The sequence below is a fragment of the Bacillus sp. N3378-2at genome (genome assembly GCF_033412715.1).
Lineage (GTDB): Bacteria > Bacillota > Bacilli > Bacillales > Bacillaceae > Bacillus > Bacillus subtilis.
Map to the genome: position 1 here is coordinate 3,772,322 of NZ_CP117986.1, position 24,168 is coordinate 3,796,489.

The 24,168-nt window shown below is 44.5% G+C and carries 31 protein-coding genes; 26 read left to right on the forward strand and 5 right to left on the reverse strand.

The genetic code is table 11. From position 1 onward, the window contains the following. Positions 1-85 precede the first annotated feature (85 nt). The 3 genes from PUN35_RS20195 to nucF are packed head-to-tail and all read left to right on the forward strand — an operon-like array spanning position 86 to position 1,618. Positions 86-361 (forward strand): YutD family protein, encoded by a 276-nt coding sequence (locus PUN35_RS20195; RefSeq protein ID WP_003228682.1) that lies wholly within the window; start codon positions 86-88, stop codon positions 359-361. Positions 362-384: 23 nt separating this feature from the next. Beyond that, complete coding sequence (locus tag PUN35_RS20200; RefSeq protein ID WP_003228684.1) at positions 385-819, forward strand: DUF86 domain-containing protein; 435 nt, start codon at positions 385-387, stop codon at positions 817-819. Positions 820-847: 28 nt separating this feature from the next. Further along, positions 848-1,618, forward strand: a complete 771-nt coding sequence (nucF, locus tag PUN35_RS20205; RefSeq protein ID WP_003243196.1) for a 5' nucleotidase NucF — start codon at positions 848-850, stop codon at positions 1,616-1,618. 26 nt (positions 1,619-1,644) lie between these two features. Here nucF and PUN35_RS20210 read toward each other — a convergent pair whose 3' ends face one another. Next, entirely contained in the window at positions 1,645-2,145 is a 501-nt protein-coding gene (locus tag PUN35_RS20210; protein ID WP_003243814.1) for a phosphatidylglycerophosphatase A family protein, read from the reverse strand. A gap of 152 nt (positions 2,146-2,297) precedes the next feature. Between PUN35_RS20210 and cotNH the strand changes: the two genes are divergently transcribed. From cotNH to PUN35_RS20235, 5 genes are all read left to right on the forward strand, one after another. Beyond that, positions 2,298-3,317 carry a spore coat-associated protein CotNH gene (gene cotNH, locus PUN35_RS20215; RefSeq protein WP_014480751.1) on the forward strand — a complete coding sequence of 340 codons (1,020 nt, stop codon included), beginning with the start codon at positions 2,298-2,300 and terminating at the stop codon, positions 3,315-3,317. Positions 3,318-3,517: 200 nt separating this feature from the next. Next, positions 3,518-4,819: a homoserine dehydrogenase gene (locus tag PUN35_RS20220; RefSeq protein WP_003228694.1), complete on the forward strand. Its 1,302-nt coding sequence runs from the start codon at positions 3,518-3,520 to the stop codon at positions 4,817-4,819. Beyond that, complete coding sequence (gene thrC, locus PUN35_RS20225; RefSeq protein WP_031600869.1) at positions 4,819-5,877, forward strand: threonine synthase; 1,059 nt, start codon at positions 4,819-4,821, stop codon at positions 5,875-5,877. The genes PUN35_RS20220 and thrC overlap by 1 nt, the downstream gene beginning before the upstream one ends. Further along, on the forward strand, positions 5,874-6,803 hold the full coding sequence (gene thrB / locus PUN35_RS20230; RefSeq protein WP_003228699.1) for a homoserine kinase: 930 nt from the start codon (positions 5,874-5,876) through the stop codon (positions 6,801-6,803). The genes thrC and thrB overlap by 4 nt, the downstream gene beginning before the upstream one ends. 106 nt (positions 6,804-6,909) lie before the next feature. After that, positions 6,910-8,883: a S9 family peptidase gene (locus PUN35_RS20235; RefSeq protein WP_014480749.1), complete on the forward strand. Its 1,974-nt coding sequence runs from the start codon at positions 6,910-6,912 to the stop codon at positions 8,881-8,883. 42 nt (positions 8,884-8,925) lie between these two features. Here PUN35_RS20235 and PUN35_RS20240 read toward each other — a convergent pair whose 3' ends face one another. Continuing rightward, entirely contained in the window at positions 8,926-9,261 is a 336-nt protein-coding gene (locus tag PUN35_RS20240) for a NifU family protein (RefSeq protein WP_010886606.1), read from the reverse strand. Positions 9,262-9,359: 98 nt separating this feature from the next. Here PUN35_RS20240 and PUN35_RS20245 point away from each other — a divergent pair, with 98 nt between their 5' ends. Next, the gene (locus PUN35_RS20245) at positions 9,360-9,686 is read left to right on the forward strand and encodes a YuzD family protein (protein ID WP_014477874.1); all 327 of its coding nucleotides are present in this window, start codon (positions 9,360-9,362) and stop codon (positions 9,684-9,686) included. Positions 9,687-9,711: 25 nt separating this feature from the next. Here the strand turns inward: PUN35_RS20245 and PUN35_RS20250 are convergent, their stop codons facing one another. Further along, a complete protein-coding gene (locus PUN35_RS20250) occupies positions 9,712-10,779 on the reverse strand; it encodes an NAD(P)/FAD-dependent oxidoreductase (protein WP_003228707.1) in 1,068 nt (355 codons plus the stop codon). A gap of 262 nt (positions 10,780-11,041) precedes the next feature. Here PUN35_RS20250 and PUN35_RS20255 point away from each other — a divergent pair, with 262 nt between their 5' ends. From PUN35_RS20255 to PUN35_RS20285, 7 genes are all read left to right on the forward strand, one after another. Beyond that, on the forward strand, positions 11,042-11,278 hold the full coding sequence (locus PUN35_RS20255) for a YuzB family protein (RefSeq protein WP_003222913.1): 237 nt from the start codon (positions 11,042-11,044) through the stop codon (positions 11,276-11,278). A gap of 136 nt (positions 11,279-11,414) precedes the next feature. Continuing rightward, positions 11,415-12,629 (forward strand): NupC/NupG family nucleoside CNT transporter, encoded by a 1,215-nt coding sequence (locus PUN35_RS20260; protein WP_003228710.1) that lies wholly within the window; start codon positions 11,415-11,417, stop codon positions 12,627-12,629. A 122-nt stretch (positions 12,630-12,751) separates the two neighbouring features. Then, the gene (gene dapF, locus PUN35_RS20265; protein WP_003243745.1) at positions 12,752-13,606 is read left to right on the forward strand and encodes a diaminopimelate epimerase; all 855 of its coding nucleotides are present in this window, start codon (positions 12,752-12,754) and stop codon (positions 13,604-13,606) included. A gap of 78 nt (positions 13,607-13,684) precedes the next feature. Then, positions 13,685-14,047: a HesB/IscA family protein gene (locus PUN35_RS20270; protein ID WP_003244166.1), complete on the forward strand. Its 363-nt coding sequence runs from the start codon at positions 13,685-13,687 to the stop codon at positions 14,045-14,047. Positions 14,048-14,217: 170 nt separating this feature from the next. Beyond that, positions 14,218-15,264, forward strand: a complete 1,047-nt coding sequence (locus PUN35_RS20275) for a tyrosine-type recombinase/integrase (RefSeq protein ID WP_014480748.1) — start codon at positions 14,218-14,220, stop codon at positions 15,262-15,264. Between the two features lie 160 nt (positions 15,265-15,424). Further along, positions 15,425-16,150: a helix-turn-helix domain-containing protein gene (locus PUN35_RS20280; protein ID WP_031600865.1), complete on the forward strand. Its 726-nt coding sequence runs from the start codon at positions 15,425-15,427 to the stop codon at positions 16,148-16,150. A 331-nt stretch (positions 16,151-16,481) separates the two neighbouring features. Beyond that, positions 16,482-17,033 (forward strand): site-specific integrase, encoded by a 552-nt coding sequence (locus tag PUN35_RS20285; RefSeq protein WP_033882127.1) that lies wholly within the window; start codon positions 16,482-16,484, stop codon positions 17,031-17,033. A 136-nt stretch (positions 17,034-17,169) separates the two neighbouring features. On the opposite strand, the gene PUN35_RS20290 is transcribed toward PUN35_RS20285, so the two are convergent. Next, complete coding sequence (locus PUN35_RS20290) at positions 17,170-17,406, reverse strand: helix-turn-helix domain-containing protein (RefSeq protein WP_017695574.1); 237 nt, start codon at positions 17,404-17,406, stop codon at positions 17,170-17,172. 184 nt (positions 17,407-17,590) lie between these two features. Here PUN35_RS20290 and PUN35_RS20295 point away from each other — a divergent pair, with 184 nt between their 5' ends. Beyond that, entirely contained in the window at positions 17,591-17,734 is a 144-nt protein-coding gene (locus tag PUN35_RS20295; RefSeq protein WP_017695573.1) for a hypothetical protein, read from the forward strand. 270 nt (positions 17,735-18,004) lie between these two features. Continuing rightward, the gene (locus PUN35_RS20300) at positions 18,005-18,340 is read left to right on the forward strand and encodes a hypothetical protein (RefSeq protein WP_017695572.1); all 336 of its coding nucleotides are present in this window, start codon (positions 18,005-18,007) and stop codon (positions 18,338-18,340) included. A 191-nt stretch (positions 18,341-18,531) separates the two neighbouring features. Here the strand turns inward: PUN35_RS20300 and PUN35_RS20305 are convergent, their stop codons facing one another. Beyond that, positions 18,532-18,747: a helix-turn-helix domain-containing protein gene (locus PUN35_RS20305; protein WP_017695571.1), complete on the reverse strand. Its 216-nt coding sequence runs from the start codon at positions 18,745-18,747 to the stop codon at positions 18,532-18,534. 120 nt (positions 18,748-18,867) lie between these two features. Between PUN35_RS20305 and PUN35_RS20310 the strand changes: the two genes are divergently transcribed. The 8 genes from PUN35_RS20310 (at position 18,868) to PUN35_RS20345 (ending at position 24,043) form a co-directional block, all read left to right on the forward strand. After that, positions 18,868-20,043 (forward strand): AimR family lysis-lysogeny pheromone receptor, encoded by a 1,176-nt coding sequence (locus PUN35_RS20310; RefSeq protein WP_033881308.1) that lies wholly within the window; start codon positions 18,868-18,870, stop codon positions 20,041-20,043. A 403-nt stretch (positions 20,044-20,446) separates the two neighbouring features. Then, positions 20,447-20,584, forward strand: coding sequence for a hypothetical protein (locus PUN35_RS20315; protein WP_014480745.1), 138 nt, complete (start codon positions 20,447-20,449; stop codon positions 20,582-20,584). Then, the gene (locus PUN35_RS20320) at positions 20,577-21,119 is read left to right on the forward strand and encodes a hypothetical protein (protein ID WP_041516551.1); all 543 of its coding nucleotides are present in this window, start codon (positions 20,577-20,579) and stop codon (positions 21,117-21,119) included. The genes PUN35_RS20315 and PUN35_RS20320 overlap by 8 nt, the downstream gene beginning before the upstream one ends. A 37-nt stretch (positions 21,120-21,156) precedes the next feature. Next, positions 21,157-21,483, forward strand: a complete 327-nt coding sequence (locus PUN35_RS20325; RefSeq protein WP_033881461.1) for a hypothetical protein — start codon at positions 21,157-21,159, stop codon at positions 21,481-21,483. Then, positions 21,476-21,661: a hypothetical protein gene (locus PUN35_RS20330; RefSeq protein ID WP_033881464.1), complete on the forward strand. Its 186-nt coding sequence runs from the start codon at positions 21,476-21,478 to the stop codon at positions 21,659-21,661. Before PUN35_RS20325 ends, PUN35_RS20330 begins: the two co-directional genes overlap by 8 nt. A gap of 941 nt (positions 21,662-22,602) precedes the next feature. After that, complete coding sequence (locus PUN35_RS20335) at positions 22,603-22,836, forward strand: helix-turn-helix domain-containing protein (protein WP_014480743.1); 234 nt, start codon at positions 22,603-22,605, stop codon at positions 22,834-22,836. Then, positions 22,817-23,749 (forward strand): hypothetical protein, encoded by a 933-nt coding sequence (locus PUN35_RS20340; protein ID WP_014480742.1) that lies wholly within the window; start codon positions 22,817-22,819, stop codon positions 23,747-23,749. The genes PUN35_RS20335 and PUN35_RS20340 overlap by 20 nt, the downstream gene beginning before the upstream one ends. 75 nt (positions 23,750-23,824) lie before the next feature. Further along, positions 23,825-24,043, forward strand: a complete 219-nt coding sequence (locus PUN35_RS20345; protein ID WP_014480741.1) for a hypothetical protein — start codon at positions 23,825-23,827, stop codon at positions 24,041-24,043. Positions 24,044-24,168: the final 125 nt, after the last annotated feature.

Genomic DNA, 24,168 nt, shown 5'->3' on the forward strand with positions numbered 1-24,168 from the left:
GCCAAATCGCATGATTTATTCTTTAGCAATTGATGGGGACGGGGCAATGAATTATGATAGGAATGAGTGAAAAAGAGGTGAGATCATGATTCTTATTCAAAATGCTGAATTTGAATTGGTGCACAATTTCAAAGACGGCTTCAACGAAGAGGCTTTTAAAGCCCGCTACTCCGATATATTAAATAAATACGATTATATTGTGGGAGACTGGGGATACGGTCAGTTAAGGCTCAAGGGCTTCTTTGACGACCAGAATCAAAAGGCAACCTTCGAAACGAAAATCAGCACATTAGATGAATATATTTACGAATACTGCAATTTCGGCTGTGCGTATTTTGTCTTGAAACGGATCAGAAAATAAATATACACAAAGGGGATGCTGTCATGTATTTTGTTGACAGAAGCAAAATCGAGAAAACACTAGGGTTCTTCGAGCACCAGCTGGCGCTATTTGACTCACAAACAGACTGGCAGTCTGAAATCGGGGAATTGGCACTTCAGCGTATAGGCCATCTGTTAATCGAATGCATTTTGGATACAGGCAATGACATGATTGACGGCTTTATTATGCGGGACCCGGGAAGCTATGACGACATTATGGATATACTTGTTGATGAGAAAGTTGTCACGGAAAAAGAGGGTGATGAGCTCAAGAAATTGATCGCCTACCGCAAAACGTTGGTTCAACAGTATCTGCTCGCTGACAGCGGCGAGCTTTACAGGCTGATCAAGGCGCATCAAACAGCTCTTCAAGACTTCCCGAAACGGATCAGAAGCTATTTGGAAACAGAGCTAGGACCTGTTTCCGCGTTTAAATAACAACTGGAAAGCCACAGGAGTGTTGGATATGAAAACATATAAAGGGTATTTAATTGATTTAGACGGAACGATGTACAATGGCACGGAAAAAATCGAGGAGGCGTGTGAATTTGTCAGAACGCTGAAAGATCGCGGCGTTCCTTATCTTTTCGTGACAAACAACTCTTCGCGCACACCGAAGCAGGTAGCGGACAAGCTCGTGTCTTTTGATATTCCGGCAACAGAAGAGCAGGTCTTCACGACCAGCATGGCAACTGCCCAGCACATTGCACAGCAGAAAAAAGACGCGTCTGTGTATGTGATTGGGGAGGAAGGAATCCGCCAGGCGATTGAAGAAAACGGCCTGACATTTGGCGGAGAAAACGCGGACTTTGTCGTTGTTGGCATCGACCGTTCCATTACATACGAAAAATTTGCTGTCGGCTGCCTGGCAATCAGAAATGGCGCCCGCTTTATTTCCACTAACGGAGATATTGCGATTCCGACTGAAAGAGGGCTTCTGCCGGGAAACGGCTCACTGACATCGGTGTTAACCGTATCTACAGGTGTACAGCCTGTATTTATCGGCAAGCCGGAATCAATTATTATGGAGCAGGCGATGCGCGTTCTCGGCACAGATGTGTCTGAAACACTCATGGTCGGCGACAACTACGCCACTGATATTATGGCCGGCATTAACGCGGGTATGGATACGCTGCTCGTTCACACAGGCGTAACGAAAAGAGAACATATGACAGACGATATGGAAAAACCGACTCACGCCATTGACTCTCTGACTGAATGGATTCCATACATTTGAAAAAAGGGCGCCCTAAAAGGGTGCCCTTATTCTGTATGCCGCGCGCGGTGAGCAAGTCTGCTTGAAGCCGCGGCGGAAATCGCTCCGACGATGTCATCTAAAAAGGTATGGCATTCACCGGTTGATTTATCATTCAATCGTTTAAGGATTCCGGGTTTTTCTTTGTCGATGTAACCGTAGTTCGTAAACCCGATCGATCCGTAAATGTTCACAATGGAAAATGCCAGAACTTCATCTACTCCATATAGGCTTTCATCTATTTCCAGCATCGTTTGCAGCGGTTCAGACAGTTTTTTCTGCTCAGCAAGAACATCCAATTCAATGCCCGTTAAAATCGCGTTTTGCACCTCGCGTTTTGCGAGAACACGATTGACGTTCAGCGTGCATTCATCAATGGTTAAATCCGGATGATATTTTTTCTGCAGAAAAAAGACAAGCTCGGCAATGTCTGATACCTCAACGCCGCGCTCCTTCATCCGTGCTCTTGCTTTAGCTTCCATCTGACTGAATTGTTCGTTTTCTGACATCAGCTTCACCCAATCTTTTTTACTAGTTTATACAAAATGCTTGAGAAGTTTACGACTTTTTCTTGCGCCTTCTTCGGATTAAAATATGTATTCATAATTCCGGCTGTGTATGACTACGATGTGATGAGCCCTAATTCAACAGGCAGGTGATCATGGTGAAAGGTACAATAAAAGAAAAATACGGCATTCACATCAGGCAGCTTTCCATGTACCAGCACACATATCAATGCTTTCAGACGCCTAATTCATACTTTCTGATTGTCCCCGTTTCCCAATTCTCAGAAACAGAGCTGGCGGAGCTTTATTACATGAGTCAGTATTTACAAGAACAAAGTGACCCATACGTTTCGGTTTTTATCTTTACAAAAGAAGGTGAACTGACATTTGAACATGAGGGAAAAACGTACGCTCTGCTGAAGGCGGCCCCCCCTTATTCAAACAGGGCGTTCTCCATTGGAGCGGAGCTTGCGGAATTTCACCGAAAAGGCCGAGGATATCCATATGAGGTGAAGGCAGCCGGAAGAATCGGCCAGTGGAAGGATCTGTGGGGAAAACGAATTGATCAGCTGGAAGCATTCTGGCAGAGAAAGGTTCAGACCCCTCCGCATGAGCCATTCGATAAAAAAATGATCGAATCATTTCCATATTATTTAGGACTGTCAGAAAACGCGATACAATATTTAGTGGACACTGAGCTGGATGACAAGCCCCAAGCCGCTGATTCAGGAACGATATGCCATCAGCGGATGGAAAGGCATACATGGTCACCGGAATCATTGATCAGGATTCCGGCGGATTGGGTGTTTGACCACGCTTCCCGTGATTTGGCTGAATATATGAGGCATACGTTTTTGCATCACAGACAAGATTTTAATCAGCAGGGCTTTCTCTTTTTACAGGAATACGAGCAAGTCACACCGCTGTCTTCATTTTCGAAACGCCTTTTATACAGCCGTCTGCTTTTCCCGCTTCATTATTTTGAAATCGTAGAAAGCTATTACATGTCATCAGAATCAGAAAAGCATTATTTTGAAGAACAGCTTAACTTCATTCTTAATGACTGTGGGCGTTATGAACAATTTCTCAATACAGCGCAGGAATTCATGAATATGCGGGCGCAGAAGCTGTTTGTTCCACGCGTCAGCTGGCTCGGCAAAGGCAGCTCAGGGTGAGGAGAAAATCTGACAAAAATAATTAGAAAATAAAGAATCTTGTCATATCAATGCGTTAAGCGTTTACATTCGCAAAATTCAGCCTAATGCTGTCTTGTCAAAACAGGAGCGGGCTTATATAATGTTTGTAACTTATATGTCTGTGTTGAGTTAACAATTGTCTTTTTCAAGAGGACAATCAAAAGAAAGGTGGAGTTTTTTTGAAAGCGATTCGTGTAGGGCTTTTAGGTTTAGGTACCGTCGGAAGCGGTGTCGTTAAAATTATTCAAGACCATCAGGATAAGCTTATGCATCAGGTCGGCTGTCCGGTTACGATAAAAAAAGTGCTTGTAAAAGATTTAGAGAAAAAGAGAGAAGTAGATTTGCCGAAGGAAGTGCTCACGACAGAAGTGTATGATGTCATTGATGATCCAGATGTTGATGTCGTCATCGAGGTGATCGGCGGCGTTGAACAGACAAAACAATATTTGGTCGACGCGCTGAGATCGAAAAAGCATGTTGTCACAGCAAACAAGGACTTAATGGCTGTGTACGGCTCCGAGCTGCTTGCCGAAGCGAAGGAAAATGGATGCGATATCTACTTTGAAGCCAGTGTTGCCGGCGGGATTCCGATTCTGCGCACGTTAGAGGAAGGCCTCTCATCAGATCGAATTACAAAAATGATGGGAATTGTGAACGGCACAACAAACTTTATCTTAACCAAAATGATCAAAGAGAAAAGCCCATACGAGGAAGTGCTCAAGGAAGCGCAGGATCTCGGTTTTGCCGAAGCTGATCCGACTTCTGACGTGGAAGGGCTTGACGCCGCACGGAAAATGGCGATATTGGCGCGCCTCGGCTTCTCGATGAACGTGGATCTGGAAGACGTCAAAGTAAAGGGGATCTCCCAAATTACAGACGAGGACATCAGCTTCAGCAAACGCCTCGGCTATACAATGAAGCTGATCGGGATTGCTCAGCGTGACGGCAGCAAAATCGAGGTCAGCGTACAGCCGACACTGCTTCCTGACCATCATCCGCTTTCTGCTGTTCATAATGAGTTTAACGCTGTTTATGTATACGGCGAGGCTGTCGGTGAGACGATGTTCTACGGGCCGGGAGCCGGAAGCATGCCGACAGCGACATCCGTTGTTTCTGACCTCGTCGCTGTCATGAAAAATATGCGCCTCGGTGTAACCGGCAACAGCTTTGTCGGGCCGCAATATGAGAAAAATATGAAATCGCCGTCTGACATTTATGCACAGCAGTTTTTAAGAATTCATGTAAAAGATGAGGTTGGTTCATTCTCGAAAATTACATCTGTGTTCTCAGAGCGGGGCGTGAGCTTTGAAAAAATCCTTCAGCTGCCAATTAAAGGCCATGATGAGTTAGCTGAAATCGTAATTGTCACACATCATACATCAGAAGCTGATTTCAGTGATATCCTGCAAAACCTAAATGATTTGGAAGTCGTTCAAGAAGTCAAAAGCACATATCGTGTAGAAGGGAACGGTTGGAGCTAATGTGGAAAGGACTTATCCATCAATATAAAGAATTTTTACCTGTAACAGATCAAACACCGGCGCTAACTTTACATGAAGGAAACACACCTCTTATTCACCTGCCGAAGCTGTCTGAGCAGCTCGGAATTGAGCTTCATGTCAAAACGGAAGGCGTCAATCCTACGGGATCATTTAAAGATCGCGGAATGGTTATGGCTGTGGCAAAGGCAAAAGAAGAAGGCAATGACACGATTATGTGCGCGTCAACAGGTAACACTTCCGCTGCTGCGGCAGCATATGCAGCCCGTGCTAACATGAAATGCATTGTCATCATCCCGAACGGAAAAATTGCATTTGGAAAACTCGCTCAAGCTGTCATGTACGGAGCCGAGATTATCGCAATTGACGGAAACTTTGACGATGCGCTTAAAATTGTCCGTTCCATCTGTGAGAAATCACCGATTGCCCTTGTCAACTCAGTCAACCCTTACCGCATTGAAGGCCAAAAAACTGCTGCCTTCGAAGTGTGCGAACAGCTGGGGGAAGCGCCTGATGTTTTAGCGATCTCGGTCGGAAATGCTGGAAACATCACTGCGTACTGGAAGGGCTTCAAGGAATATCATGAGAAAAACGGCACAGGCCTTCCGAAAATGCGCGGCTTTGAAGCTGAGGGTGCGGCGGCAATCGTGCGCAATGAAGTGATTGAAAATCCGGAAACAATAGCGACAGCCATTCGTATCGGAAACCCGGCAAGCTGGGACAAAGCTGTAAAGGCAGCCGAGGAATCCAATGGGAAAATTGACGAAGTCACTGATGATGAAATCCTTCACGCATATCAGCTGATCGCCCGTGTAGAAGGCGTGTTTGCAGAACCGGGTTCTTGCGCGTCTATCGCAGGAGTGCTGAAACAGGTGAAATCCGGAGAAATTCCGAAAGGCAGCAAGGTCGTAGCTGTGTTAACAGGAAACGGACTGAAAGATCCGAACACAGCGGTCGACATTTCAGAAATCAAGCCTGTCACATTGCCGACTGATGAAGACAGCATCCTTGAATATGTAAAAGGAGCGGCCCGTGTATGAACGAAGCCGACATGCTGTTCTCTGTCACTGTTCCCGGAAGCACAGCTAACCTAGGCCCCGGCTTTGATTCAGTCGGAATGGCGCTCAGCAGATATTTGAAGCTGACCGTCTTTGAAAGCGACAAATGGTCTTTTGAGGCTGAAACAGAAACAGTCGCCGGAATTCCGGCGGGTACAGATAACCTGATCTATCAAGTGGCTAAACGGACCGCAGATTTGTACGGAAAAGAAATGCCTCCTGTCCATGTGAAGGTGTGGAGCGACATCCCGCTTGCACGCGGCCTTGGCAGCAGCGCCGCGGCGATTGTAGCGGCCATTGAACTGGCTGATGAATTATGCGGCTTAAAGCTGTCTGAAGCGGACAAGCTGCATTTAGCCAGTCTAGAAGAAGGACACCCGGACAATGCTGGCGCTTCTCTCGTCGGCGGACTTGTGATCGGCCTGCATGAGGATGACGAGACCCAAATGATCCGCGTCCCGAATGCTGACATTGACGTAGTCGTTGTCATTCCTTTTTACGAAGTGCTGACAAGAGACGCGAGAGACGTGCTTCCGAAGGAGTTTCCATATGCCGATGCCGTAAAAGCAAGTGCTGTCAGCAATATTCTCATTGCTGCGATCATGTCCAAGGATTGGCCGCTCGTCGGGAAAATCATGAAGAAGGATATGTTCCATCAGCCGTACCGGGCGATGCTTGTGCCTGAGCTGTCAAAAGTAGAGCACGTCGCCGAGATGAAGGGCGCATATGGAACGGCTCTCAGCGGAGCAGGCCCGACGATTCTCGTCATGACCGAAAAAGGAAAGGGAGAAGAGCTAAAAGAACAGCTCGCGCTTCATTTCCCTCATTGTGAAGTAGACGCTTTGACCGTTCCGAAAGAGGGAAGTATAATAGAGCGAAATCCTTTATATCAAGTAAAAAGTGTATAGATCATGCCAAGCGTTCCTCAGCGTCAGCAGAGGGCGCTTTTTTTGCTGGAGATAAAGGAGTTTTTATTTAGAAAAACGAAATACATGTAAAAAGGAGGAGATGAATATGAAAAAGCTGATAACCGCAGACGACATCACAGCGATTGTCTCTGTGACAGATCCTCAATACGCCCCAGACGGCACCCGTGCCGCATATGTAAAATCACAAGTGAATCAAGAGAAAGATTCGTATACATCAAATATATGGATCTATGAAACGAAAACGGGCGGGTCTGTTCCTTGGACACATGGAGAAAAGCGAAGCACCGACCCAAGATGGTCTCCGGACGGGTGCACGCTTGCCTTTATTTCTGATCGAGAAGGCGATGCGGCACAGCTGTATATGATGAGCGCTGAAGGCGGAGAAGCGAGAAAACTGACTGATATCCCGTATGGCGTGTCAAAGCCAATATGGTCCCCGGATGGCGAATCGATTCTGGTCACTGTCAGTTTGGGAGAGGGAGGAAACATTGATGACCGAGAAAAAACAGAGCAGGACAGCTATGAACCTGTTGAAGTGCAAGGCCTCTCCTACAAACGGGACGGCAAAGGGCTGACGAGAGGTGCGTATGCCCAGCTTGTGCTTGTCAGCGTAAAGTCGGGTGAGATGAAAGAGCTGACAAGTCACAAAGCTGATCATGGTGATCCTGCTTTTTCTCCTGACGGCAAATGGCTTGTTTTCTCAGCTAATTTAACTGAAACAGATGATGCCAGCAAGCCGCATGATGTTTACATAATGTCACTGGAGTCTGGAGATCTTAAGCAGGTTACACCTCATCGCGGCTCATTCGGATCAAGCTCATTTTCACCAGACGGAAGGTATCTTGCTTTGCTTGGAAATGAAAAGGAATATAAGAATGCTACGCTCTCAAAGGCGTGGCTCTATGATATCGAACAAGGCCGCCTCACATGTCTTACTGAGATGCTGGACGTTCATTTAGCGGATGCGCTGATTGGAGATTCATTGATCGGTGGTGCTGAACAGCGCCCGATTTGGACAAAGGACAGCCAAGGGTTTTATGTCATCGGCACAGATCAAGGCAGTACGGGCATCTATTATATTTCGATTGAAGGCCTTGTGTATCCGATTCGTCTGGAAAAAGAGTACATCAATAGCTTTTCTCTTTCACCTGATGAACAGCACTTTATTGCCAGTGTGACAAAGCCGGACAGACCGAGTGAGCTTTACAGTATCCCGCTTGGACAGGAAGAGAAACAGCTGACTGGCGCGAATGACAAGTTTGTCAGGGAGCATACGATATCAATACCTGAAGAGATTCAATATGCTACAGAAGACGGCGTGATGGTGAACGGCTGGCTGATGAGGCCTGCACAAATGGAAGGTGAGACAACATATCCACTTATTCTTAACATACACGGCGGTCCGCATATGATGTACGGACATACATATTTTCATGAGTTTCAGGTGCTGGCGGCGAAAGGATACGCGGTCGTTTATATCAATCCGAGAGGAAGCCACGGCTACGGGCAGGAATTTGTGAATGCGGTCAGAGGAGATTATGGGGGAAAGGATTATGACGATGTGATGCAGGCTGTGGATGAGGCTATCAAACGAGATCCGCATATTGATCCTAAGCGGCTCGGTGTCACGGGCGGAAGCTACGGAGGTTTTATGACCAACTGGATCGTCGGGCAGACGAACCGCTTTAAAGCTGCCGTTACCCAGCGCTCGATATCAAATTGGATCAGCTTTCACGGCGTCAGTGATATCGGCTATTTCTTTACAGACTGGCAGCTTGAGCATGACATGTTTGAGGACACAGAAAAGCTCTGGGACCGGTCTCCTTTAAAATACGCAGCAAACGTGGAGACACCGCTTTTGATACTGCATGGCGAGCGGGATGACCGATGTCCGATCGAGCAGGCGGAGCAGCTGTTTATCGCTCTGAAAAAAATGGGCAAGGAAACCAAGCTTGTCCGTTTTCCGAATGCATCGCACAATTTGTCACGCACCGGACACCCAAGACAGCGGATCAAGCGCCTGAATTATATCAGCTCATGGTTTGACCAATATCTCTAATAAAAAAAGCCAGGCTGATCAAATATCAGCCTGGCTGCTTTATTAAAAGACTTGTTCTACTTCAACGACACCCGGCACTTCTTCTAGAAGAGCGCGCTCAATTCCGGCTTTCAGCGTAATCGTTGAACTTGGGCAGCTGCCGCATGCGCCTAGAAGACGAAGCTTAACGATACCTTCATCTACGTCTACAAGCTCACAGTCACCGCCGTCACGAAGTAAAAACGGACGAAGTTTGTCCAGTACTTCCTGCACCTGTTCTTTCATTTCAACTTCAGTCATGACATTCGCTCCTTTCGTCGTCATAAAACCATTATATTCAGTGTAACAATAAAAATCTATTGTTTGGTTTGCAAAGTTGCTTTCCCTATTATAGCACATTCAGACTTCAACACAAAAACGGTTTTTTTCTATAAAAACGCCCTTTGGCTCTGTATACTTAAAAGAAAGGACTTGCATAGGAGAAGGGGGCGTTTACAGTGATGAAACCAGTCATGCTAAGCGTATACGGGGCAGAAACCGTGTGTGCGAGCTGTGTCAATATGCCGACAGCCAAGGATACATACGAGTGGCTTGAGGCTGCGCTGAAAAGAAAATATCCAAATCAGCCTTTTGAAATGCAGTACATCGATATTTATGAGCCGCCTGACAATGAACATGCGAAAGAGCTTGCGGAAAAAATCAGAAATGACGAGTATTTTTATCCGCTTGTGCTCGTAGAAGACAAAATTGTCGGTGAAGGCAATCCAAAATTAAAAGACGTTTATGAGGAAATGGAGAAGCATGGGTATACAGAAAACCGCTGACTTGATCAGCGGTTCTTCTCTATCATTAACCGTTATGGTGTTTATACATCCACAGCAAGCCGGATTTCAGCATACGCGGAACACGGCCGATCAGCGGACGGTCAGCAACAAGCCCGAAGCCGGCTTTTTTTCCGAGTGAACCGAGGACGCCTTTCAGCTTAAACTGAGGCATTGATTCAGGCAGGGCTTCCCCATTCCAGCGTTTTTGCAAGATTTGGACAATCTGCTCTGCTTGAGCCTCTGCCAGCTGGGCGCTCGGTGCATGAGGAAGGCTGGCGCAATCGCCGACAACGTACAGATGTTCATCACCTGGAAGATTATGATGAGGCGTTAATACAATACGCCCTTGTGCGTCCTTCTCCACATCTAAGTCTCTGACGACTTTGTTTGGCTGGATGCCGGCTGTCCACACGATGGCGTCTGCAGAAATCGGATCATCGTGGTTATACACAACGCCTTCTTCTACTTTTGTGATATTTGCCCTGTTAATAATGCGGACACCGTGCTCTTCGAACCATTTTTGCACATATTTGCTTAAACGCTCGGGAAAGCTTGATAAAATGAGATTACCGCGGTCGAACAAAATAATGTTCAGGTCATCACGGCTTTCTCTCAATTCACTTGCAAGCTCAACGCCGCTTAAGCCCGCTCCGACAATGGCGACGGTGGCATTAGCGCTCAGATTATTCAGCTTTTGGTAGGTTTCGCGGGACTGATCGATGGTTTGAATACTGTAGGTGAATTCAGGCGCTCCCGGCACGTTGTGATATTTATCCTCACAGCCGAGCCCGATTACGGCGTCATCGTAAGAAATCGGTTCACGATCTTGGAACAGCACTTGTTTTTGTACAATATCAATTGATGTGATATCACCGTATTGGACATCCAGGCGAGGGTGCTCTGGGAATGACACTCTGATATGATGGTCAGAAATTGTGCCTGCGGCAAGGGCATAATATTCTGTTTTCAAGCAGTGATAAGGATTTCTGTCAATTAACGTGATTGAAACATCATCAGGCAGCTGGTTTGGCAATAAGCGATGAAGAACACGCATGTTCCCGTAACCTCCGCCGATCAAGACCAATTTTTTCATTTGAATTCCCCTTTAATCCGAAGAGTATGATAGATACATTGAAGAAAATACGAACTATGTAAAATAACATCTAGAATTATATCGAATTTGATCTAAAATCACAATAATAGTTTCAAAATAACCTACAATTTAGCCTGAAAACACAAATTAGTAAAACGTTATTTGAGAAATAATATGTTACGATAATAAATTTTGAATCATCCGTTGTCTTTGACGAATAGTGAAAAATTCGCGATAATGGACATATGTGAGGTGAAACCGCATGAATCCAATGATTGAATTTTGTGTCAGCAATCTGGCTCACGGCTCTCAGGAAGCCCGGGCGATTTTGGAGAAGGATCCCAACCTTGATGTCCTTGAATATGGCTGCTTAAGCTACTGCGGGACATGCATGGAATCGCTTTTCGCTCTGGTAAACGGAGAAGTCGTCATGGGTGAAACGCCTGCTGAGCTTGTTGAGAATATATATACCTTTATTGAAGAAAATCCAATGTTTTAAAGAAAAGGGCCTGGACAGGCCCTTTTTTATTTTGCCGTACAAAAGAACTAAAAAAATGTGTAGACATCAAAAAATATTATTGTTATCGTAAAAAAGATATTTTTTAAAATAAAATTTAAGAGGTGTACGAGTATTCATGAATGTTCTGTGGGGGCTGCTGGGCGCAGTTGCGATCATTGCTATCGCGTTTTTATTTTCAGAAAAGAAAAGCAATATTAAGATAAGAACCGTCATCGTTGGTTTATGCACACAGGTGGCGTTTGGATACATCGTGTTGAAATGGGAAGCGGGACGCGCTGTTTTTTTATGGTTTTCAAGCCGTGTACAGCTTCTGATTGACTATGCGAATGAAGGCATCAGTTTTATTTTTGGACCGCTTCTAAAGGTCGGAGACAGTCCGGCATTTGCATTAAGTGTACTGCCCGTTATCATTTTCTTCTCAGCACTGATTGCAGTTTTATATCATTTGAAAATCATGCAGCTCGTTTTCCGTGTCATTGGCGGCGGATTGTCGAAGCTCCTTGGAACAAGCAAAACGGAATCTCTGGCGGCTGCTGCCAATATTTTTGTAGGACAATCAGAATCTCCGTTAGTGATCAAACCCCTGATTGCCGGGCTGACGCGCTCTGAGTTGTTTACGATTATGACGAGCGGTCTATCGGCAGTTGCGGGATCTACCTTGTTTGGGTACGCGCTTCTTGGTATTCCGATTGAATATTTGCTGGCGGCCAGCTTTATGGCTGCTCCAGCTGGACTAGTCTTTGGTAAATTGATTATACCCGAAACGGAAAAAACGCAAACCGTAAAAAGCGATTTCAAAATGGATGAAGGCGAAGGCGCAGCCAATGTCATTGACGCAGCTGCAAAGGGAGCGTCAACAGGACTGCAAATTGCGTTAAACGTTGGGGCGATGCTGCTTGCGTTTGTTGCGTTAATCGCTGTAGTAAACGGTATTCTCGGCGGGGCTTTCGGCTTGTTCGGTTTAAAAGGCGTAACATTAGAATCCATTCTCGGTTATGTGTTTTCTCCTATCGCCTTTTTGATTGGCGTGCCTTGGCATGAAGCATTGCAGGCGGGAAGCTATATCGGTCAGAAATTGGTGCTGAATGAGTTTGTCGCTTATTCTAACTTCGGTCCGCACATCGGCGAGTTTTCTAAGAAAACTGCTACCATTATCAGTTTCGCGTTATGCGGATTCGCCAATTTTTCATCAATTGCGATTATGCTTGGTACGCTGGGCGGATTAGCACCCAGCCGCCGTTCAGATATCGCGCGTCTCGGCCTGAAGGCTGTTCTTGCAGGAACATTAGCCAATCTGCTCAGCGCAGCCATTGCCGGCATGTTTATATAAACGATAAAAGCTCCTTGCGTCAGTGCAAGGAGCTTTTATGTATGAAAAACGGGGGATAATTGTATTGTGTCCGCTTATAATAGCTTTTATACTAAGAAAAAGAAAAAAAGTTGGAGGCACCTATGAACTCATTTCGATTTACCAAAATGCACGGCCTGGGAAACAGTTATATTTATGTGAATCAATTTGAAGAACAGCTTCCAGAAGAAAAACTGTCAGAGATTGCAATTCAGGTTTCTTCTGTTTATACAGGGATCGGATCCGACGGAATGATCCTGATATGCCCATCAGACCAAGCGCCTGTTAAAATGCGGATTTTTAATAATGACGGATCTGAAGGGAAAAACTGCGGCAACGGCCTGCGCTGCGTCGCAAAATACGCATATGAGCATAAGCTGGTTGAGGAAACATCTTTTCTGATTGAAACTCTCTCCGGGCTTGTGAAAGCGGAGGTTCAAGTCGAAAACGGAAAAGTGAATGTGGTCACTGTCGATATGGGCGAACCGCGCTTGACAAAATCCGAGCTCCCGATGCTTGACGGCGGGGAAGAGCACACAATCAATGAAACGATGGCATTTGGTGAAGTAGAACTAACAGGCACTGCCGTTTCAATGGGAAATCCGCATATCGTTTTTCCGATCGCAGACATTGAACAGGCACCCTTAACGACACTGGGGCCGGTGATTGAGAAAGATCCGAGATTTCCGGAAGGCATCAATGTGGAATTCGTTGAAACCGTGAATGAACAAGAATTGCATTTCCGCGTCTGGGAACGGGGATCAGGGATTACTCAGGCATGCGGGACAGGAGCATGTGCAGCGGCAGTCGCATCTGTATTAAACGGCGTATCAAAGCGAAATCAAGACATCACGGTGCATTTAGCAGGCGGGGATTTGGTGATAAACTGGAAAGATAACGGCCATGTAATGATGACAGGGCCGGCTGAAACCGTTTGTGAGGGTGTCTATTTCTTGTAAAACACCTTGTTTGAGAATTGGAACGATCATGTTTATAATAAAAGACAGCAACCGGTTTTTAAAAGGAGGTTCACAATGATGAGCAACCCGGTAACAATTACAGAAGCAGCAGCTTTGCATATAAAAGATATGATGAAAGAGCATGAAGAAGAAAACGCGTTTCTGCGTGTAGGCGTCAAAGGCGGCGGCTGCAGCGGACTTTCTTACGGCATGGGCTTTGAGCATGAAAAGAGTGAATCAGACAGTGTGTTTGATCAGCACGGCATCACTGTTCTAGTTGACAAAGAAAGCCTTGACATCATGAACGGCACCGTGATTGATTATAAACAATCCATGCTCGGCGGCGGCTTCACCATCGACAATCCAAACGCCATCGCTTCATGCGGCTGCGGTTCTTCGTTCAGAACAGCAACGAATGCAGGCAAGCCTGAAGAGTGCTAACGGTAAACTATACGGTCGGCCAGGCGAATGATTAACGATTGTCAAAATAATTTCGGTAAAAAACGTTAGTATCTCGCGACAAATAACAACCCATTAGAGGTCGTTTATTTCTCGATTATTACGGTTTCCTTGCGGTGATTTTCATTCATCGAAAAGGAGGCCGTTTTTTTATGGCTAAAGGAACGAAGCGAATACGTGCGCGTTATACTTCAGCAACTAAACGAGAACTTCCGAATATTACGTTTGACCGTGCGACAGATATTGTTATCTCGGGAAAGATTGCGGAGGGCTTACGTGAAAGGACGATAATCGATTACAAAAAGATCGTTAGATATTTCACGGAGTGGCTAACGCAAAAATACGAAGATATGGAGTATGTGAACGACGTGACAATCGAGCATTTACGCGCATATATCCATTACTTACGCTACGAGAGAAGGCGCTATGAAGGCCATACGAATATCGATGCGACAAAACAGCCGGTAGGATTATCTGAAACTACGGTAAATATTGCGATTCGCACGCTTACGGCATATTTTAACTATTTATACGCCGAGGGATTTATCGATCCGAATCCGGTTGAGCGATTAAAACTGATTAAACAGGACGTTGATATGACGAACAATTTCACAAATGAAGAGGTCGCGAGGATACTAGAGCAGCCGGAGCAACGTGATTTTGTCGGGTTTAGAGACTACGTAGGAATTAGCCTCTTACTTGATTCCGGTCTAAGAATAGGCGAACTTGTGGGACTAACCGTAGATGAGATTGACTTCAGCGCTCCGCAAATAGTCTTAGGCGGCGGTAGAACTAAGGGGCGCTATTTTAGAATTGTGCCTATATCAACATATTGCGCAAAGCTTTTGAAGCAGCTCATTGAAGAGAATCGCGCCCACTTCGATACTAACTCGGTTTTTGTATCCAGTCTAGGAGATCAACTCACGACTAATCATTTTAATAAGCGCCTCAAGTTTTACGCAGAAAGAGCAGGAATAAAGACAAAGAAAGTCACCGCGCACGTTTATAGACATACTTGGGCTAAAATCATGATCGTAGACAAGAAGATAGACATTTACACAGTTCAAAAAATGGGTGGCTGGAAAGATATAAGAACGCTTCGGAGGTATGTACAACTTTCGACAGAGGACTTAAGAAGGTCACACGATGAAGGTTCGCCGTTAATGGCGATTAGAGATAGTCGCAGAAAAAGAATATAAAAACAAAAAAAAAAAGAACGTCAACCCATCGGAAAACCGATAAATTGAACGCCCTAACCCTGTGTTCATTATATCGGAAAAAAGCGTACTTGTCTACGTTTATTTAAGTGCGCCTAATTTTCCGTAACGGTTGTCGTCTCTTATCGAGGAGAGAAACCGAATGTACACGAAAGAAGCCTCTAAAATGGCGTCGTTCCGTTCAGTGGACGAGCTTAACGGCGCCATCCGCACGCACATATACCGCAATAAATCCGATCTAACACCTGCCGCAATCGAGGTTCTTAAGGTGTTGTCTCGTCATGCTGTAAAAACGCCAGGCGTGGCGTATCTGAAGCTCGCAACTATCGCAGAACTAATCGGCAAGCACCGCGTAACCGTTATTCGCTCCATTAAACGACTAATCAATCTCGGCATTATCCGCAAAGAAATAAAGTATCGGCCAGTATCCGGCGGCAACGGCGCCAATATGTACGTTATCCTGCCGGCGACTAAAGCCGATGTTACCCCGTCCGTGTTACCCCGTCAAGAAGCCGAAAAGCCAGCGGAGACAAAGCCGGAAGCGCCGAAACGGAAAGACGAAGCTATTATTTCTCAAAGCAAATTAAAGTTACTACGTAATACGTATGCTGCGTTTAAGTCTGCGGTCAATACGTTTGTCAGCGATCGGAAATTAACGAGCAAGCTGTACGGTATATACCTTGCGCATACGTCGTATTTAAAAGGCGTGTATGCTGCCGATACGCTTCAAGAAATCGGACTGGAAGCCGTACGGCAAACATTTATCGCGACTAAACGGAAAGCTATACGTAATCTTGCCGGCTACTATAACGGTGTGCTGGATCGGATGCTGGATCGTTTGTTTGATGCGAGATTTGACGAGAGTTGACTCGGCGGATGGCCGTGCGATTTCGTACGTTAAGGATACGGGGAGGTCTTCGAGAAGGTCGGCTTGTTCGTCGCACGATGAGACAATCAAGTCATATCTTTGCCAGCCTTCGCCTCCTCACGCGCGACCCTCCAAACGCTTTACAAAACTTTACGTAAAGAAACGTAAAAGTAACGTAAGCCCAAGCGTATCGCGCATCTGCTTTTACGGATGTAAAATATTCGCCAATGTATGATTTTAGATATTTTCGTACATTCAAAACGTTGATTTTAAAGAACCGATGTGATAACGTATAAATAAAGATACGTTTTCGTACATTGGAGGTATTAAAATGGATGAAAAGAACGTGCAGCCACTTCGCACTATAGACGAAATAAACGATATGAAATGGGCGCTCAGAAGGTTCGGAACAGAACGCGATAGATTCCTCTTTGTATTCGGCATTAACACCGGACTAAGGGTTAGCGATATTGTTCCGTTGAAAGTCGGAGATGTTCGCGGCAAACAACACGTAATAACACGCGAGAAGAAGACGGGGAAGGTAAAGCGCTTCTACTTAAACAAAGCGTTACAGGACGAGATAAACGAATATACATACGGAATGGATGACGCAGAGTATCTATTCCCAAGCCGCAAAGGGAACGCCCATATATCAACAACGCAAGCATATCGCGTACTCACGAAGGCAGCGGACATGCTCGGTCGGGATGATGTTGGTACGCACACGATGCGCAAGACGTTTGGCTACCATCATTACAAGCGCAACAAAGACGTCGCAACACTTCAGATGCTATTCAATCACTCCGCGCCATCTATAACGCTCAAATATATCGGAATAACAGACGATGAGGTACAAGCGACATTAGAAGACTTCTCGTTATAGTCGGTCAAATGGCCGGCTTTTTATTTGCGCGAAAAGGGTGGGGGAGGTCCGAGCCAGAGCCGGCGTTCCAGGCACATTTTAAACGCGCATATCAAAAATTCACTTTGACCTATCGAAGGCATAAAAAAGACGCCGATTATTCAGCGTCGTTTATACGTTCGAACTGGACAACTTCTTCAATCGGACAATCTAGGTATTCGCAAATATACGCGATTGTACTCAGTGAAACAAAATCTCCGGCTGAAAACTTCGCCATTATTGTCGGGGAAATACGTAGATCATCCTTGAGTTGTTTCTTTGTTATGTCTTTCTTTAATAAAGTCATTTCTAACGGTTTATAATTTGGCTTCAAATTGAGAGATTTCTTTGACATTCCAATACCTCCGAAAATACTTGCTTTGCTTATGCACTTATTATAACATATATGCTTAAAAATAATACAAAAAAGTATAGAAAAAATACACAAATGTGTTGACTAAAACTACACAAAAGTGTATTATGGTATCAGAAGGACGGAACACAAAGTCTTTCCAGTAAACAGAAAGGAGGACAGAAGATTGATTGAACTGATAACAAAGCTTTCCGTTATTACTGCATCTTGGCTGACCATTTTTAAACTCTTGCTAGAACTAAACAAGATGCGAAAAGAGACGAAAAGCAAAAAGCGACGCTCTCCCTCCAAGAAGAAACGTCGCAAGTAACCAAGACGGGGCGAAAGCCCCGGCTGTTCAATCAATTATACCACATATGAAAAAGATTAATACAATCGAATTGTTTCTAATTGTTGCCCTTTGCTTCTGGATCGCGAACATGAATTTCGCAGCACTTTCTGTTTTAGACTTCATCGGAATAGGCACCGCGGTCGTATATTGCGGGTTGATCGTGTGGAAGTTGCTGTCCCGATGAAAAACAAACCGGCGTTCGGTGGCAGCGTAGTCGTCGGACGCCACAAAACGAAAGGATGATCCATTATGACAAACGTTATTAAACAAAGCAGCCTTATTCCGGCTGAGTACGTTATATATGACTACGCAGGAGAAGGTAAGGACTTGCGGAAGGATAAACAGCTCGTTCACGTTGGCGGTAACTTGGCGATTGGGTATGAAGAAGGCTGCGGTATTATGCTTTACGAAATGGCCGGCAATCCTGGCGCGTGGGAGATCGGAGACAATGATAACGTCTTACACGATGTATACGACGATGGGTGGCTCTCTGATGTACCGATCGAAAAGCTCGCAAGTATGTCGGTTCTTGAATTCATGCTCGCGGTTGCCGAAAGAAAAGCTCAGAAGAAGGCAGTATCGTAGCGTTTCGACATATTTGTAAACAATTACCTCTAAAATTTTTGTGACTTTCGACATAAATCGACTGAACTATTCGTAATAGTCAGGTAATATATAGAACAAGACGAGAACGTTTGTGCGCTTTTGTTTCGGAGTGGCTGACATCGGCCACTATGCGGTTGACGGGCGATGCTTAAAATCCCGTCAGCGACTGTTTAATCTTGCGGAACCCATTCGTAGAGATCATCGATTGAACACCCGATGATTACGGCGAAGGTTTTAGCGGTACTAAGTGTCATTTCCTGCTTTCCTAGAACGTACTTGGAAACATGACTCTTATCGTATCCCGATTTGTCCGCAAGTTGCGTCTGCGTAAGCCCTCGCTCATGCAGCCGGTCGCGAAGTAAACACCTTCCGGGTTTATACTTCACCTTTAAGCACCTCCGCAAAAGCTTTATATCGGGCTGTACGAAGGAAATTATAAACTATTGCCGTCAGTTTTTCTATTCGTTTCTGGATGTACAATCATTTCGAGGAAGAAGGGGAAAAGGTTGAAAAGTTTATCTGATGAAATTCTGAACTTGATTGAAGACAGCGATTTAAGTTACAAAGAGGTTGCCCACATGGCCGGAGTTTCTGCGCGTAGTATTTATGAAATAAAAAATCGTGGAACTATAGGTTTTATAACTATGCTCAAAATCGCCCAAGTCTGTAACGGCGCGGATTATCATGAAAAAATGACTAAATGGTGTCACTTACTTACCACCACTGAAGGTATAAAACACGCCTTTGAATACGCAGCAATAAAAAGAGATATCGCACTTTTGGGTGACTTGTTAGACAATGCAGAAGGCGACGATTCATTGAGTGCGTACTATGGGATTTACAGCTTAATTTATAAATTTATGAAGAAGGAGATTGCTTTCTTAGACTTGTACGATTTGCTTAAGCAGGTTCGAATTTCGAAGGATAAAAACCTCGCGATTATAGTGGATATCTACAAATGTTATTTACTCTATTACCAAAAGGACTTTCTAGGCATTCTTCAGATGGCAAATGTAATCGAAAAAGAAATACAAAACATAGGTCAAGACAGAAGCGCTTTTTTCAGACAATGCTATATATACCGGTTGGCGGAAGTGTTAATGCCGGTCCACTTGCATTTTAATAATTTTGAAGCTTCACGCAAATTTGCGAAAATTCTACTTTACAGTAATATCAGCAGCAAAACTATGTCGGATGGTTATTATTGTATTGGGATGACGTACTTGGGTAGAGATAAGGAGGTTTGTTTAAAGAGTTTAGAACGTAGTTACGAACTGATGAAGGAGATAGAACGTTCTGATTTGATTGAAGAATCCAGAATGCACTTAGAACTAGCACGCCTGTACTATGAAGTAAAAGAAGGGGCGTCCATTAAAGGTGTGGCAGGTTTTGCGGAGAGAATGCAATTTAAAAGTGATTCGGATTTCATAAAGTACTTTGAATATCGGTTAGAGAACTCACTGTCAAAACTTTATGAGGGTTATAAATACTTTTTTAGTCGAAAGAATTTCTTGTTTGCTAATTTAATAGCCGATGACCTTGCGTGTTTTGGAGTCGACTCAGCGCAAGTAGAGGCACTTAAGTCGATAAATCTAAATGAAAAGGTGGAGTTTAATTTTGAAGAAGAAGTTGTTAGCTGTTTTAGCCATTGGAGCCGTATTAATATCGCTCGGGTATCTTAACAAAAATGATCAGGCATCAACGCAAGAGGCGAAGTCTGAATTTAAAGTGGCCGAGATAAGCCCAGGGGCGTAGAAACAAACACTGCCCGCTGATAAAAATTGGCGGGCGTACTCATAATTTAAAAAACGTTTTGGCGAACGTAGTAAAACAAAAAGGCCGCCCTGTTGGCGCAGGACGACCCGATCAAAATCAGTTAGAAGATATGCAAGTACGATATCTACACTCTTGGCGGAGTAATCGTATTTGCCGTCTGCTGTTACTCTCACATAACAGCATTTTTCAAGCAACCAAAAAATAACCCGAAGGTTTAGTTACTTATTTTGTATTTTATCCGTTGCCAACGGATTTTACAAGGCGAACAGTATACGAACACCTTCGGAAAATTGAATGGAGGTCAATGATATGCCAGTCGATTTCGGATGGATATTTCAAATATCCGCAGTAATCGTAGTGTTTATCTTAGGCTGCATGGCATGGGCGGTTTGGAAAGAGGATTCCGACGCTCAAAACAACAACTTCGGAGGGTTCGATAATGAATAAATATAACGTTTCTCGATCAGCAGTAAAAAACGCGGTAGTTCGTCTTGGTCTTACAAATGCGCAGGCACCGAACGCATTAATTAAATATGCACAAGGGTCTTCATTCGTTTGGTTACTCGAATCAACAAGCGGTAGCCAAGCCGTTTACGACAACTATAACGAAAGAGTGCGCCTTGTAATCGCAGAGAACGGCACCGTACTGGACGTTTTCCCCATTGATTACGCGCTACAGTCACCGCACAACTTATCGGAAGAGGTTTGCCAATCGCTTAAGGAGTCGACTAAAAAGACTCTGATCGCGAAAAGAGACGAGATCCACCGCAAATGGTGCGAAGCTGAACTCGCTTTTCACGAAAATAGTTACGAAATAGCTAAAGTGCGCTTCGAATTAATCGACGCGGGTACCGAAGAGGCTGCAGCGTTAAACAGCCGTTTAGCGGATCTTTGCGCAGATAATAAGCGACTGCACGAAGATAGATCAGCACTCAGAAAAGAACGGACTGAATTAGAGCGTGCTCTTGTACCTTATATCTAAGATTGCGGACGGAACCAAAATTCGAGGGGGAAATGAAATGGAAAAAGTACGGCTAGTTCGACACGGATCGACAGACTTCCCATATAAAGAAATTCATGACGCCTATCTTATCGCAGCAGATACGGTAGCATTATGCGACTTTGATGCGTGGGGCGACGGCAGGTTTGCGTTTTACGACACTGGCGGCCTAACGCGGAAGGATGACGATTATCACCTATACGACGATGTCCACCCGGCATCATTCGCATTCGAGTTTGCTAAGACGACGGCGGCCCTAAAGAAGCTCGACGGTCGGGAATTAGCGAATATGAGTGTCGCGCAGTTCGTGCGTCTGTTCTTCACCGGAGGCGCTGGCAATGTATGAAGTAGGCGAGACGGTTCGGTATTGGGGCGTTAAGGCGGAAGGGCTGACGTGGATGTCAGCAGAAGCCATGACCGGCAGGATACTAAGACGCAACGCAGACGGTGGCACATACGTAATAGAAGGGCGGTCCGGGGCTGCGTACGTGGTTCCGGAAAGATTAATCGAAGTAAGACGCTGAGAAGTAAACCATAGCGGCTCGCCTTCGCCACTTGAAACCGTGGCTTTGGCGTCCGCAGTTATTTTATTTAAGTACCTTTATCGCGATTATAAATATCTGCAACGACTGAATTTGAAGGAGTTGCTATGTTTTAAATGTCGGGTAGTCTAGTGCATGGATTGCGTTATATCTAAAGATGAACACGACTGACTAAGATATACCGGAAAGAAAGAAAATGGCTGTACTCCTTGCGGCTCTAAGTGTAGGCCTCATTATGTGAATCACCCGAAATGCAGGGTATTTAGTTAATTTCTCACCCGAAATACAGGGTATTTTTAGAGTTGTTTCTGATATGCCGACTATATACCAATTTACCTCGTCAGCTGTCTATACGTAATAGAAGGATTGAACATTGCGTCAACATTTACCTCGATATGCTGTCTTACGTTATGGGAACGAAAAAAACAGAAACTTAACGGTAATATAGTGACTTTTACCCCCGTTAGCTGTCTATACGTAATAGGATGCTAAAATTGTTAGGTACATACCCTACATTTTAACCCGTTTTGTTGTCTATACGTAATGAGAAATACGTTAACCTAACGAAATTAATTTCGGAGACTTAGCGAATATGTATCAACATTTACACCGTTAGTTATCTATGTATTATAGAGGACGTAAAGCTACGTAAAACTTAACGGAAAATATACACGTTTTTGTTCGTTAGCTGTCTTTTCGTATTAGGAGAGCTAAATTTGTAACGAGTAGCACGGTGACTTTTACCTCTTCAGCTGTCTATACGTTATGAAAGTATTAATACGACGACTTAGCGATAGTACCGTATAATTTCTTTAGCTGTCTATACCTTAAAAGAGGATTAGTTTGTGCCACTGGATCGAGTGGTGCTTTTTTATTTGATAAAAATGTAGTGAAACTATAACAAATTTGAAAGGAGGACGAAAATGACTCCAAAAACAATGCGGATGATTCGTCTTGCGTACGGGATGACGCAGAACGAATTTGCTGACCGTTTGGACTGCTCGCAACAACTTATTGCAATGATTGAAAGAGGGGAAAGAAGGCTGTCTAAAAGGATGAGAGGACGGCTTGAGCGCGTTTTTGATTTAGATGCAGATAAAATCGAAACTATTCAAAGACTAAAGGGGATGTTTGAGGATGGGGAATCGAATTGCTGAACAACGCCAGTGGATGAACTTATCGAATGGGACCAAGAGAGATATCTTTGCGGTAAAGGAAAATGCGGTAATCGAGGACGGGAGAATCTACAATAAAAACGGAACTGACGTTTCTCATCTTGTAGAGGTGGTCACTAAAACAACTGAAGAACAAGTCAGAGCGCTTCAAGTAAAAGACAACTTAACAGCGCATGTGTCCGAGAATGGCGGCTTTGTGACGGCGTTTTTTAATGCAAGAGTTACTATGGAGTCTCAATTTCAATCACTTAATCAATCTGACTTGGCACGGTTGATGTTTATCGGGACATACACAGGATGGGGAGACGGCCAGTTAAAGTATGATAATGGGAAACCGATTAATAGATCCGGTCTTAAAAAGCTTGTAGGCATGAGCCCGAATAAATTTAAAGACTTCTATGAAAATCTTAAAAAAGAGGCCGTTCTTCGCGAGGAAGGCGACAGCATTTTTATGAATTCGGCGGTATTCTACCGCGGAAATCACTCCGATATTAAACAGATAACGAGAGATATGCAATATACGCGATTGTTTCGCGATACGGTCCGAGACTTATACGAAATGTATAACGGGAGGACAATAAAGCAGCTCGCAATTATTTACGCTGTTTTGCCGTTTGTTAACTTTAACTTTAATATTATCGCGTACAATCCGAATGAGTCGAACGAGGATTTAGTCGAGCCTATTCCACTCGACAAATTAGCGGCGCTACTCGGGTACAAAGATACTAGCCGATTTAAGGCAGCACTTAACAAGATCGAATACGATGGAAAGCCGGTATTTGGTTTCTTTGAAATCAGCGGCGATCGCAGAAAGAAGAAGACGATACTGAATCCGCGAGTTGTGTATGCGGGTAAAGGGAATACATTAGCTGCAATCAAGGCGCTTTTTAACTAAATAAACTAGAGAAGGTCATCCGATGATGCTCGTTACCGGGCGGAGGGTGGCTTTTTTATATGGAGGTTTTTACGTATGGAACGCAATGAACTATGGAAATTACGGAAAGGGTGGATCGCTGGCTATACGGAAGACAGAGAGCTTATCCGTCGGGTGAAACGTTACAAAAAAGATTGGCATATTATTGCGGATTATATTAAAAACGGTCGGTTAATCGGTGTGCATTTTAAAATTCCGATTGAACAGAGGCGCGCAGCAGAAAGAATGTTCAATACGAGACTATCAAATTTTTAACAAAATAAGAGGCTACAAGCCTTCATTTAGTCGGCACAACTATTCCTATTCGAAAGAAAATCAGCCGGCTATTTTCATATCATTTTCAACGGAAATCTGTTCATTACACCTATTTTGAGGAGGTA

Excerpts from the sequence above, each read along its gene's own strand:
- PUN35_RS20195 (WP_003228682.1), top strand. The coding sequence starts at position 86 with ATGATTCTTATTCAAAATGCTGAATTTGAATTGGTGCACAATTTCAAA.
- PUN35_RS20200 (WP_003228684.1), top strand. The coding sequence starts at position 385 with ATGTATTTTGTTGACAGAAGCAAAATCGAGAAAACACTAGGGTTCTTC.
- nucF (WP_003243196.1), top strand. The coding sequence starts at position 848 with ATGAAAACATATAAAGGGTATTTAATTGATTTAGACGGAACGATGTAC.
- PUN35_RS20210 (WP_003243814.1), bottom strand. The coding sequence starts at position 2,145 with ATGTCAGAAAACGAACAATTCAGTCAGATGGAAGCTAAAGCAAGAGCA.
- cotNH (WP_014480751.1), top strand. The coding sequence starts at position 2,298 with ATGGTGAAAGGTACAATAAAAGAAAAATACGGCATTCACATCAGGCAG.
- thrC (WP_031600869.1), top strand. The coding sequence starts at position 4,819 with ATGTGGAAAGGACTTATCCATCAATATAAAGAATTTTTACCTGTAACA.
- thrB (WP_003228699.1), top strand. The coding sequence starts at position 5,874 with ATGAACGAAGCCGACATGCTGTTCTCTGTCACTGTTCCCGGAAGCACA.
- PUN35_RS20235 (WP_014480749.1), top strand. The coding sequence starts at position 6,910 with ATGAAAAAGCTGATAACCGCAGACGACATCACAGCGATTGTCTCTGTG.
- PUN35_RS20240 (WP_010886606.1), bottom strand. The coding sequence starts at position 9,261 with ATGTGCTATAATAGGGAAAGCAACTTTGCAAACCAAACAATAGATTTT.
- PUN35_RS20250 (WP_003228707.1), bottom strand. The coding sequence starts at position 10,779 with ATGAAAAAATTGGTCTTGATCGGCGGAGGTTACGGGAACATGCGTGTT.
- PUN35_RS20255 (WP_003222913.1), top strand. The coding sequence starts at position 11,042 with ATGAATCCAATGATTGAATTTTGTGTCAGCAATCTGGCTCACGGCTCT.
- PUN35_RS20260 (WP_003228710.1), top strand. The coding sequence starts at position 11,415 with ATGAATGTTCTGTGGGGGCTGCTGGGCGCAGTTGCGATCATTGCTATC.
- dapF (WP_003243745.1), top strand. The coding sequence starts at position 12,752 with ATGAACTCATTTCGATTTACCAAAATGCACGGCCTGGGAAACAGTTAT.
- PUN35_RS20270 (WP_003244166.1), top strand. The coding sequence starts at position 13,685 with ATGAGCAACCCGGTAACAATTACAGAAGCAGCAGCTTTGCATATAAAA.
- PUN35_RS20275 (WP_014480748.1), top strand. The coding sequence starts at position 14,218 with ATGGCTAAAGGAACGAAGCGAATACGTGCGCGTTATACTTCAGCAACT.
- PUN35_RS20280 (WP_031600865.1), top strand. The coding sequence starts at position 15,425 with ATGTACACGAAAGAAGCCTCTAAAATGGCGTCGTTCCGTTCAGTGGAC.
- PUN35_RS20285 (WP_033882127.1), top strand. The coding sequence starts at position 16,482 with ATGGATGAAAAGAACGTGCAGCCACTTCGCACTATAGACGAAATAAAC.
- PUN35_RS20290 (WP_017695574.1), bottom strand. The coding sequence starts at position 17,406 with ATGTCAAAGAAATCTCTCAATTTGAAGCCAAATTATAAACCGTTAGAA.
- PUN35_RS20300 (WP_017695572.1), top strand. The coding sequence starts at position 18,005 with ATGACAAACGTTATTAAACAAAGCAGCCTTATTCCGGCTGAGTACGTT.
- PUN35_RS20315 (WP_014480745.1), top strand. The coding sequence starts at position 20,447 with ATGCCAGTCGATTTCGGATGGATATTTCAAATATCCGCAGTAATCGTA.
- PUN35_RS20320 (WP_041516551.1), top strand. The coding sequence starts at position 20,577 with ATGAATAAATATAACGTTTCTCGATCAGCAGTAAAAAACGCGGTAGTT.
- PUN35_RS20325 (WP_033881461.1), top strand. The coding sequence starts at position 21,157 with ATGGAAAAAGTACGGCTAGTTCGACACGGATCGACAGACTTCCCATAT.
- PUN35_RS20330 (WP_033881464.1), top strand. The coding sequence starts at position 21,476 with ATGTATGAAGTAGGCGAGACGGTTCGGTATTGGGGCGTTAAGGCGGAA.
- PUN35_RS20335 (WP_014480743.1), top strand. The coding sequence starts at position 22,603 with ATGACTCCAAAAACAATGCGGATGATTCGTCTTGCGTACGGGATGACG.
- PUN35_RS20340 (WP_014480742.1), top strand. The coding sequence starts at position 22,817 with ATGGGGAATCGAATTGCTGAACAACGCCAGTGGATGAACTTATCGAAT.
- PUN35_RS20345 (WP_014480741.1), top strand. The coding sequence starts at position 23,825 with ATGGAACGCAATGAACTATGGAAATTACGGAAAGGGTGGATCGCTGGC.